This is a genomic window from Kribbella turkmenica (assembly GCF_004348725.1).
Classification (GTDB): domain Bacteria; phylum Actinomycetota; class Actinomycetes; order Propionibacteriales; family Kribbellaceae; genus Kribbella; species Kribbella turkmenica.
Map to the genome: position 1 here is coordinate 1 of NZ_SMKR01000189.1, position 13,534 is coordinate 13,534.

Annotated in this window: 14 protein-coding genes; 4 read left to right on the forward strand and 10 right to left on the reverse strand. The window is 69.9% G+C overall.

The features are described from left to right. Positions 1 to 189: 189 nt before the first annotated feature. The 9 genes from E1218_RS30710 to kdd form a co-directional block, all read right to left on the reverse strand. Positions 190 to 630, reverse strand: coding sequence for a VOC family protein (locus tag E1218_RS30710; protein ID WP_132326547.1), 441 nt, complete (start codon positions 628 to 630; stop codon positions 190 to 192). Between the two features lie 234 nt (positions 631 to 864). Next, positions 865 to 1,374 (reverse strand): FxsA family protein, encoded by a 510-nt coding sequence (locus E1218_RS30715; RefSeq protein ID WP_132326548.1) that lies wholly within the window; start codon positions 1,372 to 1,374, stop codon positions 865 to 867. Between the two features lie 3 nt (positions 1,375 to 1,377). Next, the gene (locus tag E1218_RS30720) at positions 1,378 to 2,139 is read right to left on the reverse strand and encodes a polyprenol monophosphomannose synthase (RefSeq protein ID WP_202866284.1); all 762 of its coding nucleotides are present in this window, start codon (positions 2,137 to 2,139) and stop codon (positions 1,378 to 1,380) included. 55 nt (positions 2,140 to 2,194) lie between these two features. Then, positions 2,195 to 3,760: an apolipoprotein N-acyltransferase gene (gene lnt / locus E1218_RS30725; protein WP_132326549.1), complete on the reverse strand. Its 1,566-nt coding sequence runs from the start codon at positions 3,758 to 3,760 to the stop codon at positions 2,195 to 2,197. A 563-nt stretch (positions 3,761 to 4,323) separates the two neighbouring features. Next, a complete protein-coding gene (gene kal / locus E1218_RS30730) occupies positions 4,324 to 4,713 on the reverse strand; it encodes a 3-aminobutyryl-CoA ammonia lyase (RefSeq protein WP_132326550.1) in 390 nt (129 codons plus the stop codon). Next, positions 4,714 to 5,472 (reverse strand): lysine 5,6-aminomutase subunit beta, encoded by a 759-nt coding sequence (kamE, locus tag E1218_RS30735; RefSeq protein WP_132326551.1) that lies wholly within the window; start codon positions 5,470 to 5,472, stop codon positions 4,714 to 4,716. Continuing rightward, complete coding sequence (gene kamD / locus E1218_RS30740; RefSeq protein ID WP_233712586.1) at positions 5,469 to 7,103, reverse strand: lysine 5,6-aminomutase subunit alpha; 1,635 nt, start codon at positions 7,101 to 7,103, stop codon at positions 5,469 to 5,471. Before kamD ends, kamE begins: the two co-directional genes overlap by 4 nt. Further along, complete coding sequence (locus E1218_RS30745; protein WP_132326552.1) at positions 7,100 to 8,683, reverse strand: amidohydrolase; 1,584 nt, start codon at positions 8,681 to 8,683, stop codon at positions 7,100 to 7,102. The genes kamD and E1218_RS30745 overlap by 4 nt, the downstream gene beginning before the upstream one ends. Before the next feature lie 3 nt (positions 8,684 to 8,686). Beyond that, positions 8,687 to 9,730, reverse strand: a complete 1,044-nt coding sequence (gene kdd, locus E1218_RS30750; RefSeq protein ID WP_132326553.1) for an L-erythro-3,5-diaminohexanoate dehydrogenase — start codon at positions 9,728 to 9,730, stop codon at positions 8,687 to 8,689. Positions 9,731 to 9,872: 142 nt separating this feature from the next. Between kdd and E1218_RS30755 the strand changes: the two genes are divergently transcribed. Further along, positions 9,873 to 11,342 (forward strand): KamA family radical SAM protein, encoded by a 1,470-nt coding sequence (locus tag E1218_RS30755; protein ID WP_132326554.1) that lies wholly within the window; start codon positions 9,873 to 9,875, stop codon positions 11,340 to 11,342. A 73-nt stretch (positions 11,343 to 11,415) separates the two neighbouring features. Beyond that, entirely contained in the window at positions 11,416 to 11,691 is a 276-nt protein-coding gene (locus E1218_RS30760) for a hypothetical protein (RefSeq protein ID WP_132326555.1), read from the forward strand. An 80-nt stretch (positions 11,692 to 11,771) separates the two neighbouring features. Here E1218_RS30760 and E1218_RS30765 read toward each other — a convergent pair whose 3' ends face one another. Next, positions 11,772 to 12,212, reverse strand: coding sequence for an Lrp/AsnC family transcriptional regulator (locus E1218_RS30765; RefSeq protein ID WP_202866285.1), 441 nt, complete (start codon positions 12,210 to 12,212; stop codon positions 11,772 to 11,774). A gap of 71 nt (positions 12,213 to 12,283) precedes the next feature. On the opposite strand from E1218_RS30765, the gene E1218_RS30770 reads away from it, so the two are divergent. Continuing rightward, a complete protein-coding gene (locus tag E1218_RS30770) occupies positions 12,284 to 13,204 on the forward strand; it encodes a 5'-3' exonuclease (protein WP_132326559.1) in 921 nt (306 codons plus the stop codon). Continuing rightward, on the forward strand, positions 13,201 to 13,534 hold a 334-nt coding region (locus tag E1218_RS30775; protein WP_132326557.1), incomplete at its 3' end, for a M20/M25/M40 family metallo-hydrolase. The genes E1218_RS30770 and E1218_RS30775, both read left to right, overlap by 4 nt.

A 13,534-nucleotide genomic window follows, 5' to 3' on the forward strand; every position in this document is an offset into this window, starting at 1 on the left:
CCGCCGAATGGCCGCACGCTTCACCGAACTCACGGTCAACGGCCCGTTCGCGGAGCGGTCCCACGCGTCGGCCTGACCTTGACGCTGCGTCAACCGTGCACGCTGGTAGCCGTCAGCGAAACAGCCGTTGAGCATTCAGCTGAGCTGAGCTGAGCTGAGTTCAGCGCACGTTGACGCCTGCGTCACCTGTCAGCCGAGTTGCTGCGCCAGACCGACGAAGATTCCCTCCGGGCCACGCACGTAGCAGAGCAGGGCGCTGTCCTCGTACCGCGCGATCCGGCCGACGAGCTCGCCGCCGTGAGCGCGTAGCCGGGTGACGACGTCCTCGATGTCGTCGACGGCGAACATCACCCGATGCATGCCGAGCGTGTTGTGCGGCCGGTCGCGCTGCCCGGCGTCGATCACCGCCGGGCTCAGGTACTTCGCCAACTCGAGCCGACCGTGCCCGTCCGGCGTCCGCATCATCGCGATGTCACAGACCACTCCGTCGAGCCCCACGGAATGGTCCGCCACCGGCCCGCCGACCTGGGCCTTCCCCTGCAGCTCCATCCCGAGCTCCTCGAAGAACCCCACCGCCGCATCGAGGTCCTCGACGACGATCCCGACGTTGTCCATCCGCTGGATGCCCACTGTGTCTCCGCTTCTCCGCCACGGCCACTTCTATCCCGGGACGGAGCCCCCGCCGCAGTCTCGACATCCGGCGACCCCGGGCCCGTGCTGCCCATCGAATCGCCCCGGGCTTTCAAACCACTTTCACCGGCCGGCAGGTGTTCGCGCCTGAGCGCTCTCGCCACAACCGTCGGCCACGTTCATCGCGAGCGACGGTGAGCACTCCGCGACCGCGCAGTATTCGTGGGCGCGGGGCTACTTCTTGTCCGGGTCGATGACCTCGCCCTGGATGACGTCGTCGGAGGCTTCTGGTCGCGCCCGGCCCGCACCTGAGCTGCCCGGCCCGGGGATGAAGCCGGGGAAGCCCGGCCCGGCAGCGCCGCCCATGGCGCCCATCCGCGTCGTCAGCCGGCGGCCGAGGAACGCCGACAACCCCCGGCGCGCGATCGGCCGGGTGAACGGCAGGACGAAGAAGAAGCCGAAGATGTCCGTGACGAACCCGGGGGTGAGCAGCAGCGTGCCGCCGACCAGGACCAGGGCGGCGTCGGCGAGCTCCCGGCCGGGCATCTTCGCGGTCTGCAGCGAGGTCTGCAGCGCGTTCCACGCCCGCCGGCCCTCGCGCTTGATCAGCCAGGCACCGAGCGCGCTCTCCACGAGCAGCAGCCCGACGGTCGGCCAGCCGCCGATCACCTGGCCGACCTGGATGATCACGTAGATCTCCAGGATCGGCACCACCAGCAGCGCGAGCGCCACGAACCACGGCATGTCCTACCCCTTCCTCACCAGACTCCGGAGCTGACGTGCCCGGTGACCCAGGCCCCACCGGCCGACCCGGGCCATCGCCTCGATCACGATCGCCCGCGACATCTTGGACTCACCGCGTTCCCGCTCGACGAAGGTGATCGGCACCTCGACGACCCGGAACCCGGCCTTGACCGCCCGCCACGCCAGATCGACCTGGAAGCAGTAGCCCGCGGAGGCGACCTGGTCCAGCCCGATCCCCTCCAGTGTTGCTCGCCGGAACGCCCGATACCCACCGGTCGCGTCCTTGAGCGGTACGCCGAGCGCGAGCCGGGTGTAGATGTTGCCGCCACGACTGAGGATCTCGCGCGACTTCGGCCAGTTCTCGACCGCGCCGCCGGGCACGTACCGCGACCCGAGGACGAGGTCCGCGTCCCGCAGCGCGGTCAGTAGCCGGGGCAATTGCTCCGGCTGGTGGGACCCGTCCGCGTCATGCTCGACGAGTACGCCGTACTCGCGCTCGATCCCCCAGCGGAAGCCGGCGATGTAGGCCGCGCCGAGGCCTTCCTTGCCCGTGCGGTGCAGCACGTGCACGTGGTCGTCGTCGGCGGCCAGTTTGTCGGCGAGGTCGCCGGTGCCGTCGGGCGAGTTGTCGTCGGCGACGAGGACGTCGGCCTCCGGTACGGCGTCACGCAGCCGGCGCACGATCGGCTCGATGTTCTCGGCCTCGTCGTACGTCGGGATGATCACCAGGATCCGGCCAAGATCCGCGAAAGGCGTCGTACTCACAGTGCTCCTGCCTCCGGTGACGACTGTGTCACCGGCTCCGAGCCGGCCTGAACGGTCAGGCCGGGACCTTTTCGCGGCTGCGCGTGGGTGCCGGCGGGGCCTCCGGTCCACCGGTCGCCCGCCTGCGGCGGGCCACCAGCGCGAGGACCACTCCCAGGATCCCCAGGCCGGTCAAGATCCACTGCGGCCAGCCGCCGAGTGTGGTGGCCAGCGTATGGGTATCGCGGACCGGAACCGAGGCGACATACACGTCGGGCACGAACTGTGACGACTTGTGCTCGACGGTGCCGTCGGGCCGGACCACTCCGGAGATGCCGCTCGTGGACGTGATCAGCACGGTCCGGCCGGTCTCGATCGCGCGCATCCGGGTGATCGCGAACTGCTGCTCGGGCTGCCCGGTCCCGCCGTACGTCGCGTTGTTCGTCTGCACGACGAGGATCTGGGCGTCGCGTTTCATCACGTCCCGGACGACGTCGTCGTACGCGACCTCGAAGCAGATGACGTCGCCGTAGGTCACACCGTTGATCGGCAGCACCCCTGGCTTCGTCCCCGGCGCGGTCTGCCGGCCGACCATCTCCAGCCGCTTGATGTAGGGCAGCAACTGCTCTCGGAACGGGATGTACTCACCGAAGGGCACCGGGTGCCGCTTCGCGTAGATCTCGCCGGGGCCGGTCCGCGGGTCCCAGACGATCCCGGTGGTCTGCCGCTCGTTCGGGCCCGGTCCTTCGAGTACGGCGCCGACGAGGATCGGCACGCCCACGGCCTTGACCGCCGCCTCGATGTCGGCGCGCGTCTCGGCGTCCTTGAACGGGTCGATGTCGGTCGAGTTCTCCGGCCAGATGACGATGTCCGGCTTGTCCTCCGATCCCTCCTGGACGCGCCGTTGCAGGTCGAGGGTCGCGTTCAGGTGGTTGCGGGTCACGGTCCGGGCGCGGCCGAGGAACTCCAGCCCTTTGCCGGGCACGTTGCCCTGCACCATGGCCGCGTTCACGACCCTGCCGTTGCCCTCGGTCGACAGGTTGATCAGCGCACTGCCACCGACGATCGCGACTCCTGCGACCACCGCGACGATCCGGAACCTGACCGTGCTCTTCGGCCGCAGTACGGCGTACACCAGCACGCCGAGCAGGGCGACGGCGAAGCTCAGGCCGGGGATGCCTACGAGCGAGGCCAGCTTGCCGAGCGGCGAGTCGGAGAACGCCCACGCCAGCCGGCCCCAGGGGAAGCCGCCGAACGGGACCGAGGCGGTTGCGAACTCGGTCGCCACCCACAGGCTCGCGATCCACAGCGGCCACCACTTCAGCTTCAGCACCTGGGTCGCGAACGCGCCGAAGACCGCGTAGAAGAGGCCCTCGAGGATCGCCAGCGCGATCGCCGCGTCGCCACCGATCACACTCAGCCAGGGGACCAGGACGAGGTAGTAGGTGATGCCGAAGCCGGCGCCGATCAGCAACCCACCCTTGGCCGAGGCGCCGGTGAGCGCGGCCAGGAACAGCGGTACGGCGACGATCGTCAGCCAGGGGTAGTCGTGCGGTTCGAAGGCGAAGCCGAGCAGAGCGCCCGCCGCGACGGCCACCGCCACCCGCGGCAGGACGCGACCAAGAGCCTTCAACCGGTCCACGCGGTACCCCTTGTCCTCACTGTTCCCGGCGGACGCCGGTCGCACGACCGTACAACGTCCCGGACAGGCAAATGTATCCGGTCAGTAGCCGGGGAGCACCGATCGCGGACAGGGAGGAAGAATCGACACGCCGGCAGGAACTGGGAGCGCTTCAGGTCCGGGAAGAGGAAAGAGGCTCGGCGTGCCTTCGGACCAACCGTCGATGCGCTGGCTGCGAACCGTCCGGCTGTTGTCTACTGGCCGCCGAGCCTCTTCCACCTCTGCCCCGCGGGGGGCTAACCACCGGCGATCTCAGCCCCCGTCGACTCAGGCCTGGCACTGGCCTGGTCAGCGTCGCGGGATCATCCGGTGGCCGAACTTCGTGTGACCGTTGATACAACGGGATTTGACGACTCCCAAAACGATGCTCGCTGACGGCGATGGTGTCAACCTCTCCACCGGCTCCTTGAGGCCGTTGTAACACTTTCGCCTGCCCTACCTGGAGAAACGAGAACGATTCATCGGAGTCACGTTACAGAGCCGTCTCGGCACTCCATGTAATCGTTACCCACGGCAACTAATCGTCACCCAACCGGTACGACGACGGTTCCGGTCGCCCGCGTGATCACCAGCGGCTCGGGCAGCACCTCGGCGGCCGACTCGGACCGGTCCGGCCGGCCCCGGCAGACGACGGCCGCGCTGAACCCGAGCTCCCGGCTGCGGTTGCCGACGCGGGTGATCGTTGCCGTCACCTCCACGACGTCACCGGCACGCAGCGGCTCCAGGAACTGCACGTCGGAGTACGACGCGAACAGGCCCTCGTCGCCGTCGGCCTGGATGCACACCTCGGTGGCGACGTCGCCGAACAGACCCAGCACGTACGCTCCGTCGACCAGGTTGCCGGCGTAGTGCGCGTGGCTGTACGGCACGTACCGCCGGTGCGTCACCGTCAGCCCGACAGTTGCCTTTGACACCTATGCGCTCCTCTTGCTCGGGGTCTGCCTGCGTCGCGTCACGAGTGCGTCGACCAGGTAGCTGGCCACCTCGCCCGGGGTGGTACCCCGGCCGAACACCCGGTCGACACCGAGCTCGCCGGCCATCTGCTCGGTGAAACGGGGGCCGCCGGCAACCAGCACCGGCCGCGCGTCGTCGGCGTACGCCTCGCGGAAGGCCGCCGACATCTCCTTGGTGTTCAGGACGTGCGCCTCCCGCTGGGTCACCACCTGCGACACCAGGATCGCGTCCGCCTTCTCCGCCTTGGCCCGCCGGACCAGCTCCGGTACCGCGACCTGGGCGCCGAGGTTCACCACCTTCAGCTCGCGGTAGTACTCCAGGCCCTTCTCCCCCGCGAACCCCTTGATGTTCATGATCGCGTCGATGCCGACGGTGTGTGCGTCGGTGCCGATGCACGCGCCGACGATGGTCAGCCGGCGGCGCAGCGTCTTGCGGATCGCGAGGTTGACCTCCTTCGGCGACAGCAGCGGGTAGTCCCGCTCGACCACCTCGACCTTGCCGGTGTCGACCAGGTGGTTCACCGGGCCGTAGACCACGAAGAAGGTGAAGTCCGGTCCCATCGCCTTGGCGTGCACGACCAGCGCCGGGTCCATGCCCATCGTGTTGGCCAGCTGAACAGCGGCGCCCTCGGCGCGCTTGTCGTGCGGGATCGGCAGCGTGAACGACAGCTGCACCATCCCGTCACCGGTGGTGTCGCCGTACGGCCGGATGATGCTCACTTCCGCCTGCCTTTCGCCCTCACGTCCGCTGGGGTTCTGGGAAGAGAAGAAGAGGAGGGAGGTGGTGGTGCTTCCTCCAACAGCTCGATGGCCGGGTTGTAGTACTCCGGCGACCGTTTGGCCACACCGTCCAGACCGCGGCCGGCGTCCTGCGGGCGCTTCATCAGGCCGAACGTGCCGTCACCGATCGCGTTCAGCAGGCCGTCGTCCACGATCTCCTCGAGCAGTTCCACGGACTCGGACAGCACCTGGCGCGCCCGGGACGCGATGAAGCCGTCCGGTTCCGGCCGGAAGTCCTCATGAAGGTTGCCGGCGGCACCCATCACGTAGCGGACGTTCTGCAGGGCCAGGTCGCGGTCGGAGATCCACGGCGTCACCACCGCCTCGGTCATCATCCCGACCAGCAGGATGCCCTGCCCGGTCATCGCGCCGACCAGGTTGAAGAACCCGTCCAGCAGGTACCCGCGGAACACGTCACCGGTCATGTGCCGGGTCGGCGGCATCCACTTCAGCGGCGCCTCCGGGAACAACTGCCGGGCCAGCATCGCGTGCGCGAGCTCGAGCCGGAACGAGTCCGGCAGGTCGGGGTTGATCTCGAACGCGTGCCCGAGGCCGAGCTGCCAGTCCTCGAGCCCGGCCTCCTTGGCGAAGTACTCGTTCAGCAGCTGCGACACCGTCACCGTGTGCGCGGCCTCGACCGCGTCCGCGGTGGTCAGGTAGTTGTCCTCGCCGGTGTTGATGATGATCCCGGCGCGGGCGTGGACCTGCCGGCTGAACCGCTGGTCGACGAAGGTGCGGATCGGGTTGATGTCGCGGAACAGGATCCCGTACATCGAGTCGTTCAGCATCATGTCCAGCCGCTCGAGGCCGGCCAGGGTCGCGATCTCCGGCATGCACAGGCCGGACGCGTAGTTGGTCAGCCGGACGTACCGGCCGAGCTCGCGCGACGTCTCGTCCAGCGCGGCCCGCATGAGCCGGAAGTTCTCCTGGGTCGCGTACGTGCCGGCGAACCCTTCCCGGGTCGCGCCCTCGGGCACGTAGTCCAGCAGGGACTGCCCGGTCGACCGGATCACCGCGATGATGTCGGCGCCCTCGCGCGCGGCCGCCTGTGCCTGCGGGATGTCCTCGTAGATGTCGCCGGTGGCAACGATCAGGTAGATCCACGGCCGTTGCTCGGGATCACCGTGCCGCTTGATCAGCCGGTCGCGTTCGCGCCGCCGCGCGTCGACCCGCTTCAGCCCGGCGGCCGTGGCCTTCCGCGCCGCGGACCGGGCCCGGACGGCGTCCCGGCCCTCCGGCAGCCGGAACGTCACCGAACCCGTTGCCGCCTTCTGGGCGAGCACGCTCAGGTCCTCGGCCTCGCCACGCACGAGCGCGTCCCACACCGGCAACGCCAGCCCGTGCTCGAGCCCGACGTCGGCCCGGACGGTGTCCGCGAGCCGGTTCACCCACGGGATGCCTTCGGTGTCCGCGCCGGCGAGCCCGGCCAGCCGCAGTACCGCTCGTTCGACCGAGACCGTCGTGTGCTGTCGCGCCAGGTCGACGATCGGCCGGCCCGCCTTGCGGGCCAGGCTGCGCGCCTTCCGGACGGTGACCGGGTCGAGGTCGAGCTTCTTCACCGTGCGCGTCACTGGGACCATCCCTGAGCTTCGTGAACCACGCGGCCGCCGACGGCGGTGCGCAGACAAGTAGGCGTTCCTTCACTGAGGTCCGGCAGCACCGGCACCCCGGCGCGGGGGTCGGTCGACCAGGCGGCGACCCGGGAGTCCGGGGTCTGGACGACGAGCTCCGCGTCACTCTGCCAGATCGCGTACGTCGCCGCCGTGCCGGGCGCGAGCACACCGGCGTCGTCGATCCCGGCCGCCCGCCAGCCACCACGGGTATGCGCCTGGAACGCGGCCCGCACGGTGATCCGCTCGGTCGGCTCATGATGGAACGCGGCCGCGCGCACGGCCTCCCAGCCGCCGAGCCCGGTCACCGGCGAGTCCGAGCCGAACGCGAGCACGACGCCCGCACGGGCCAGCGAACCGAACGGGTTCATGCCCTGCCAGCGGTCGCCGACGCGCTCGGCGTACATGTCGTCCGGACCACCCCAGAGCGCGTCGAACATCGGCTGCACGCTGGCCACGACACCGCAGCGGGCGAGCGTCGCGATCGCCTCTTCGCTGGGCATCTCGACGTGCTCGAGCCGGTGCCGTGCCGCCACGAGCGCTTGCCCGCCGATCTTCTCGGCGGCGAGCTCGAAACCGCGCGCGATGTTGTCGACCGCCTGGTCGCCGATGCAGTGGAAACCGGCCTGCACGTTCCGCTCGGTGCACGCGATCACGTGCTCGGCGATCTCCTCGGGCGTCAGGTACACGTGACCGCGGTGGCCCGCGCGATCGGCGTAGGCCTCGCGCAGCGCGGCCGTCCGCGATCCCAGTGCACCGTCCGCGTTGAGGTCGCCGGCGAGACCGGCCAGTCCGTAGGTGTCGACGTGCTCGAAGACGCCCGGCTGCCCCCAGTACAGCGCCGCCGCCAGGCCGAGCTCGTCCGCCACCTCGCGCACGATCGGCAGCTCCCACAGCGGCCCGAGGTGGGGTGCCGCCATCTCGTGAAACGCCCCGATGCCCTTCGCGGCCATCGCCTGCAACGCGGCGCGAACGTCCTGCCTGCGCTGATCCGGTCCGATCAGCTCGCTCAGCGCATCCCGTACGGCGTGGTGGGCGTCGCGCTCGACCCGGCCGGTCGCGTCGAAGCCGTCGCCTTCGGCTACGGACATCAGCGCCGACGAGATCACGCCGGAGTGGCCGTCGATCCGGGACAGGTAGACCCGGCGGCCGCCCGCCGCGCGATCCAGCTCCTCCGCCGTCGGCGGCCGGCCCTCGGGCCACTTGGTCTCGTCCCACCCGGCGCCGTCGATCACCGCGTCCGGCGGAAGCCGCGCCGCGAAGGCCGCGAGCTGGTCGAGCGCCTCGGTGAGCGACGCCGCACCGGCCAGATCGAGGCCGGTCAGCAGGGCGCCGGTCTGCGCGGCGTGGACGTGGGCGTCGACGAACGCCGGCGTCACGAGCTTGCCGCCGAGGTCGATCACCTCGTCCGCGCCGTCGGTGTAGGCCGTGGCGCCGGTGTCGTCACCGAGCCAGGTGACCACACCGTCGTCGAACGCGATCGCGGTCGCGTGCGGATCGGCGGGAGAGTAGACGGAACCGTTCGTCAGAAGTGTGCGCACGGCTCAATCCTCCGCCAGCCTGCTCTCGAACAGTTCGCGGACACCCGCCTCGGTGCGCAGCAGCTCGATCGCGTACTCCGCGTGGCCGGGCACATAGCCGTTGCCGACCAGCATGGTGACGTCGGCGGCCAGGCCCTCGGCGCCCAGCGCGGCGGCGGAGAACGAGGTCGCCATCGAGAAGAAGATCACCGTGCCCCCGGTGGCCGTCGAGAGCACGGCGCCGTGCTCACAGCCCGGTACGTCGACGCAGACCACGGTGATGTCCGCCGGCCCCCCGGCCTGCTCGACCGCCGCGGCGAGAGCCACCGGGTCGCGGGCGTCCGCCAGCGCGACCGTGTCGGCCAGCGCGGCCGCCGCGAGCCGCTCGGACTCGTGCCGCACCGGGACGATGCCGATCGTCCGGGCCGCACCCGCGTGCCGGGCGGCGGCCAGGGACAGCGAGCCACTTTTCCCTGCGCCGCCAATTACTGACACGACAGGCTTTATGCCTTTGTCGACATACTGGCGGACCACCCGGGCGGTCAGCGCGGGCGCGCCGCAGACGTCCATGACCGCCAGGGAGAGCTCCGGCTCCAGGTCGTCCGGCAGCTTCGCCACGATCGACCGGGCGAAGAGGATCGCGTGCCCGTGTGCCGGCACCTGCTTACCGCGGCCGTCCCAGTTCTCCAGGCCATCGGTGATCCGCAGCGGCGTGAGGGTGAGCGAGACCAGGGTGGCGACCCGGTCGCCGGGGGCGACGCCGAGCGGTGACTCCGGGCCGACCTCGTCGACGACACCGACGAGCATGCCGCCGGAGCCGGTGACCGGGTTCTGCATCTTGCCGCGGGCCTCGACGATGTCGAGCACGGCGCGGCGGATCGCCGTACCGTCGCCGCCGTACGCCTCGGCCAGCTGGCGGTACGACGCGGCGTCCAGGTTCAGCCGCTCGACCGCGATGCGGACCTCGTCCGGCCAGATCTCGGGACGTGCGTCCAGTTTCTCCGCCGCCTGCGGCAACACGCCGGACGGGGTGATCACACGGTGCAGTCCTACCGGGTCAGACGACACGGGGCCTCCTTCTGAGTCAGGCAAAAGACTACCGAAACTGCGAGTCGACGGGAATTCTTCCGGCATATTGGTGGATCTACGGGACGTTCTATCGCTATCCTCACATATGACCGCATCGCCCCTGAAGCCCCGGAGGCCCTTCGTGACCGACCTGATCAGCCCCGACCTCGCCGTACCGGAGCCGAGTGATCTCGCCGGCCAGCCGTACGCGTACCGGCGAGCCGAGCTGGTGGAGCCGGACTGGAGCCGCATCCCCGGCTGGAAGGACGTCACGGTCGAGGAGTGGCGGTCGGTGCAGTGGCAGCGCGCGCACTGCGTGAAGAACGTCAAGCAGTTGCGCGACGTGATGGGCGACCTGGTGGACGAGCGGTTCTACGACGACCTGACCCGCGACCAGGCCGAGCGGGCGACGATGTCGATGCTGCTGCCGCCGCAGATGCTGAACACGATCGTGCCGCAGGGCGCCTCCGACTACACCGAGGCCTTCTACGCGGACCCGGTCCGCCGCTACATGCTTCCGGTGTTCAGTGACCGCCGCAGCGACTGGCCGTCGCACCCGCACGCGACTCGGGACTCGCTGCACGAGCACGAGATGTGGGCCACGGAGGGGCTGACCCACCGCTACCCGACGAAGGTGCTGGCCGAGGTTCTGCCGACCTGTCCGCAGTACTGCGGTCACTGCACCCGGATGGACCTGGTCGGCAACTCGACGCCGGTGATCGACAAGCTGAAGTTCGTCGCGAAGCCACAGACCCGGCTCGACGACATGCTCGACTACCTGCGCCGTACGCCGGGGGTCCGGGACGTCGTCGTGTCCGGCGGCGACGTGGCGAACATGCCGTGGCCACGGCTGGAGGCGTTCCTCGGCAGCCTGCTGGAGATCGAGAACATCCGCGACATCCGGCTGGCCACCAAGGCGCTGATGGGGATGCCGCAGCACTGGCTGTCGGACGACGTCCGGGCCGGGGTCGAGCGGGTCAGCCGGACCGCCCGCGAGCGCGGCGTGATGATGGCCATCCACACTCACGTCAACGCGGCCCAGTCGGTGACGCCGCTGGTCGCCGAGGCGACGAAGGCGATGTTCGACGCGGGCATCCGCGACGTCCGCAACCAAGGTGTGCTGATGCGCGGCGTCAACGACTCCGTGCCGCAACTGCTCGACCTGTGCTTCGCGCTGCTCGACGGTGCGACGATCACGCCGTACTACTTCTACATGTGCGACCTGATCCCCTTCTCCGAGCACTGGCGGGTCTCGGTGCGGGACGCGCAGCACCTGCAGCACGGGATCCTCGGCTACCTGCCCGGGTTCGCGACTCCGCGGATCGTCTGCGACGTCCCGTACGTCGGCAAGCGGTGGGTGCACCAGTTGTCCGAGTACGACGAGGTCCGCGGCATCTCGTACTGGAAGAAGAACTACCGCACCGGGATCGAGCAGCAGGACCCCGAGGCACTCAACCGCACCTACGAGTACTACGACCCGATCGACACCCTGCCCGCCGCGGGCCGGGAGTGGTGGAAGCAGCACGCCGGCACATCCCTGGCCGAGGCCGAACGACGCGCCGCCGCCTCCCGCCAGGCCGCCGAGTCCCAGAAGCTCCTGCAGATCAACTAACCATTCCCGCCTCCGGTGCCATCGATGCAGGGGGTGGCACCGGAGGCGTCCCACCGTCGCCGGCAATGGACGCATGGGCCCTTCGGTGGTTGCCGTCAGCGCGGATCCGAAGCACCGGTTCAGCAAACCGGTCGCTGCCTCGATCTTGAGGAGCCGGCGGGACAGCTCCCAGCGCAGGCTCGTTGCCTCGCGCACCTGTTCGTCCGTCGGTTCGACGCCGGTACGCCGGGCGATCGCCCGCAGCGTGCTCGGCAGATCGCCGTGCACGCCGGTCAAACGCTCGTACGCCGCCGCGAATTCCCGCGTGAACGCCTCACCGTCGACCCCGAAGACCTCGCACATCCGCTGATTGACCACGTCCCGCTCGGCGTCCCCACTCGGGACCAGCGTGCGGAACAGATTGACCAGCAAGGCCCCGGCGCGCGCCGGTCACAGCGCCGGCGGACGACGCTCGTACGGCGTACTCAGGACGATCGTGGTCGTCGTGGAGACGTTGGCGCGGGCCCGGATGACGGCCAGCAGGTTTTCCAGCGCGCCCGGCGAGGCCACCCGGACGACCAGGACGTAGCTGGAGTCGCCGGCGACCGAGTAGCAGGACTCGATCTCACGGACCTCGCGGAGCCGCTCGGGCGAGTCGTCCGGTTGGGACGGGTCGATCGGCCGGATCGCGATCAGCGCGGTCAGCGGCAGGTCGAGCGCCGTGTGGTCGACCGTCGCCGCGTAGCCCTGGATGATGCCGCGCTGCTCCAGCCGCTTGACCCGCTGGTGCACCGCCGACGTCGACAGGCCGGTCGCCTTGCCCAGGTCGGTGAAACTCATCCTGCCGTCGGTCGCCAGCAGCCCCACGATCTTGCGGTCAAGGTCCTCCACGTGAGTGACCCTACTGCCGTGGCGCCCCGGCATGAAAGCATCACCCCATGGCTGAGACTGCGCAGCGGCTGATGCTGCTCGATACCGCGTCGCTGTACTTCCGGGCGTTCTTCGGCGTGCCGGACACGATGAAGGCGGCCGACGGTACGCCGACGAACGCGATCCGCGGCCTGCTCGACTTCATCGCCCGGCTGGCCGAGAACCACCGGCCGACCCATCTGGTCGCCTGCTGGGACGACAACTGGCGGCCGTCCTGGCGGGTCGCGCTGATCCCGTCGTACAAGGCGCAGCGGGTCGAGTTCGTCACGCCCAAGGGCGAGCAGGTCGAGGACGTGCCGGACCGGCTCGAGGTCCAGGTGCCGTACATCCGGGCCTGCCTGGAGGCGCTCGGCATCGCCGTCGCCGGCGCGCCCGACCACGAGGCCGACGACGTCATCGGGACGCTGTCGCACCGGGCGACGATGCCGGTGGACGTCGTCACCGGCGACCGTGACCTGTTCCAGTTGATCGACGACAGCCGCGGCATCCGGGTCGTCTACACCGCCGCCCGCGGCGTCGGCCGGGCCGACGTGTACGACGAGAAGGCACTGCTCGCGAAGTACGAGGTCCCCGCCAACCGGTACGCCGACTTCGCCACGCTGCGCGGCGACGCCTCCGACGGACTGCCCGGGGTGAAGGGCGTCGGCGAGAAGACGGCCGCCTCACTGGTCACGGCGTACGGCGACCTGGACGCGATCCGCGCCGCGGCCGCCGACCCCAGCACGCCGATGGCGGCCGGGGTGAAACGGAAGATCCTGGACGCGGGCGACTATCTGGACGTCGCGCCGAAAGTGGTCGCGGTCGCCAAGGACGCGCCGGTCGGCAGGTTCGACGCGACCTTGCCGCGGGAGGTCAAGGATCCCGAGCGCTGGCTCGACTTGGTCGAGCTGCTCGAGCTCGGCAGCAGCGCGCAGCGCGTGATGGCGGCCCTCAAGCTGAGCCCGGCGGCATGAGCCGGACGGTCGAGCTGGCCGAAGGCTTCCGCGACGAGATCGTCACCCTCCGCCGGGCGCTCCACCAGGTCCCCGAGTACGACCTCGCTCTCCCGAAGACGCAGCAACTGGTCCTCGACGCGCTCGAAGGCCTTCCGCTGGAGATCACCCTCGGCAAGGAGCTGTCCTCGGTGACAGCGGTTCTGCGGGGCGGCGGCGGCCCCGGACCGGTCGTCCTGCTCCGTGGCGACATGGACGCGCTGCCGGTGACCGAGCGGGTCGACGTGCCGTACGTGTCCCAGCACCCTGGGATGATGCATGCCTGCGGCCACGATCTGCACGTCGCCGGGC

Excerpts from the sequence above, each read along its gene's own strand:
- E1218_RS30760 (WP_132326555.1), top strand. The coding sequence starts at position 11,416 with ATGGGCCCTTCGGTGGTTGCCGTCAGCGCGGATCCGAAGCACCGGTTC.
- E1218_RS30770 (WP_132326559.1), top strand. The coding sequence starts at position 12,284 with ATGCTGCTCGATACCGCGTCGCTGTACTTCCGGGCGTTCTTCGGCGTG.
- E1218_RS30715 (WP_132326548.1), bottom strand. The coding sequence starts at position 1,374 with ATGCCGTGGTTCGTGGCGCTCGCGCTGCTGGTGGTGCCGATCCTGGAG.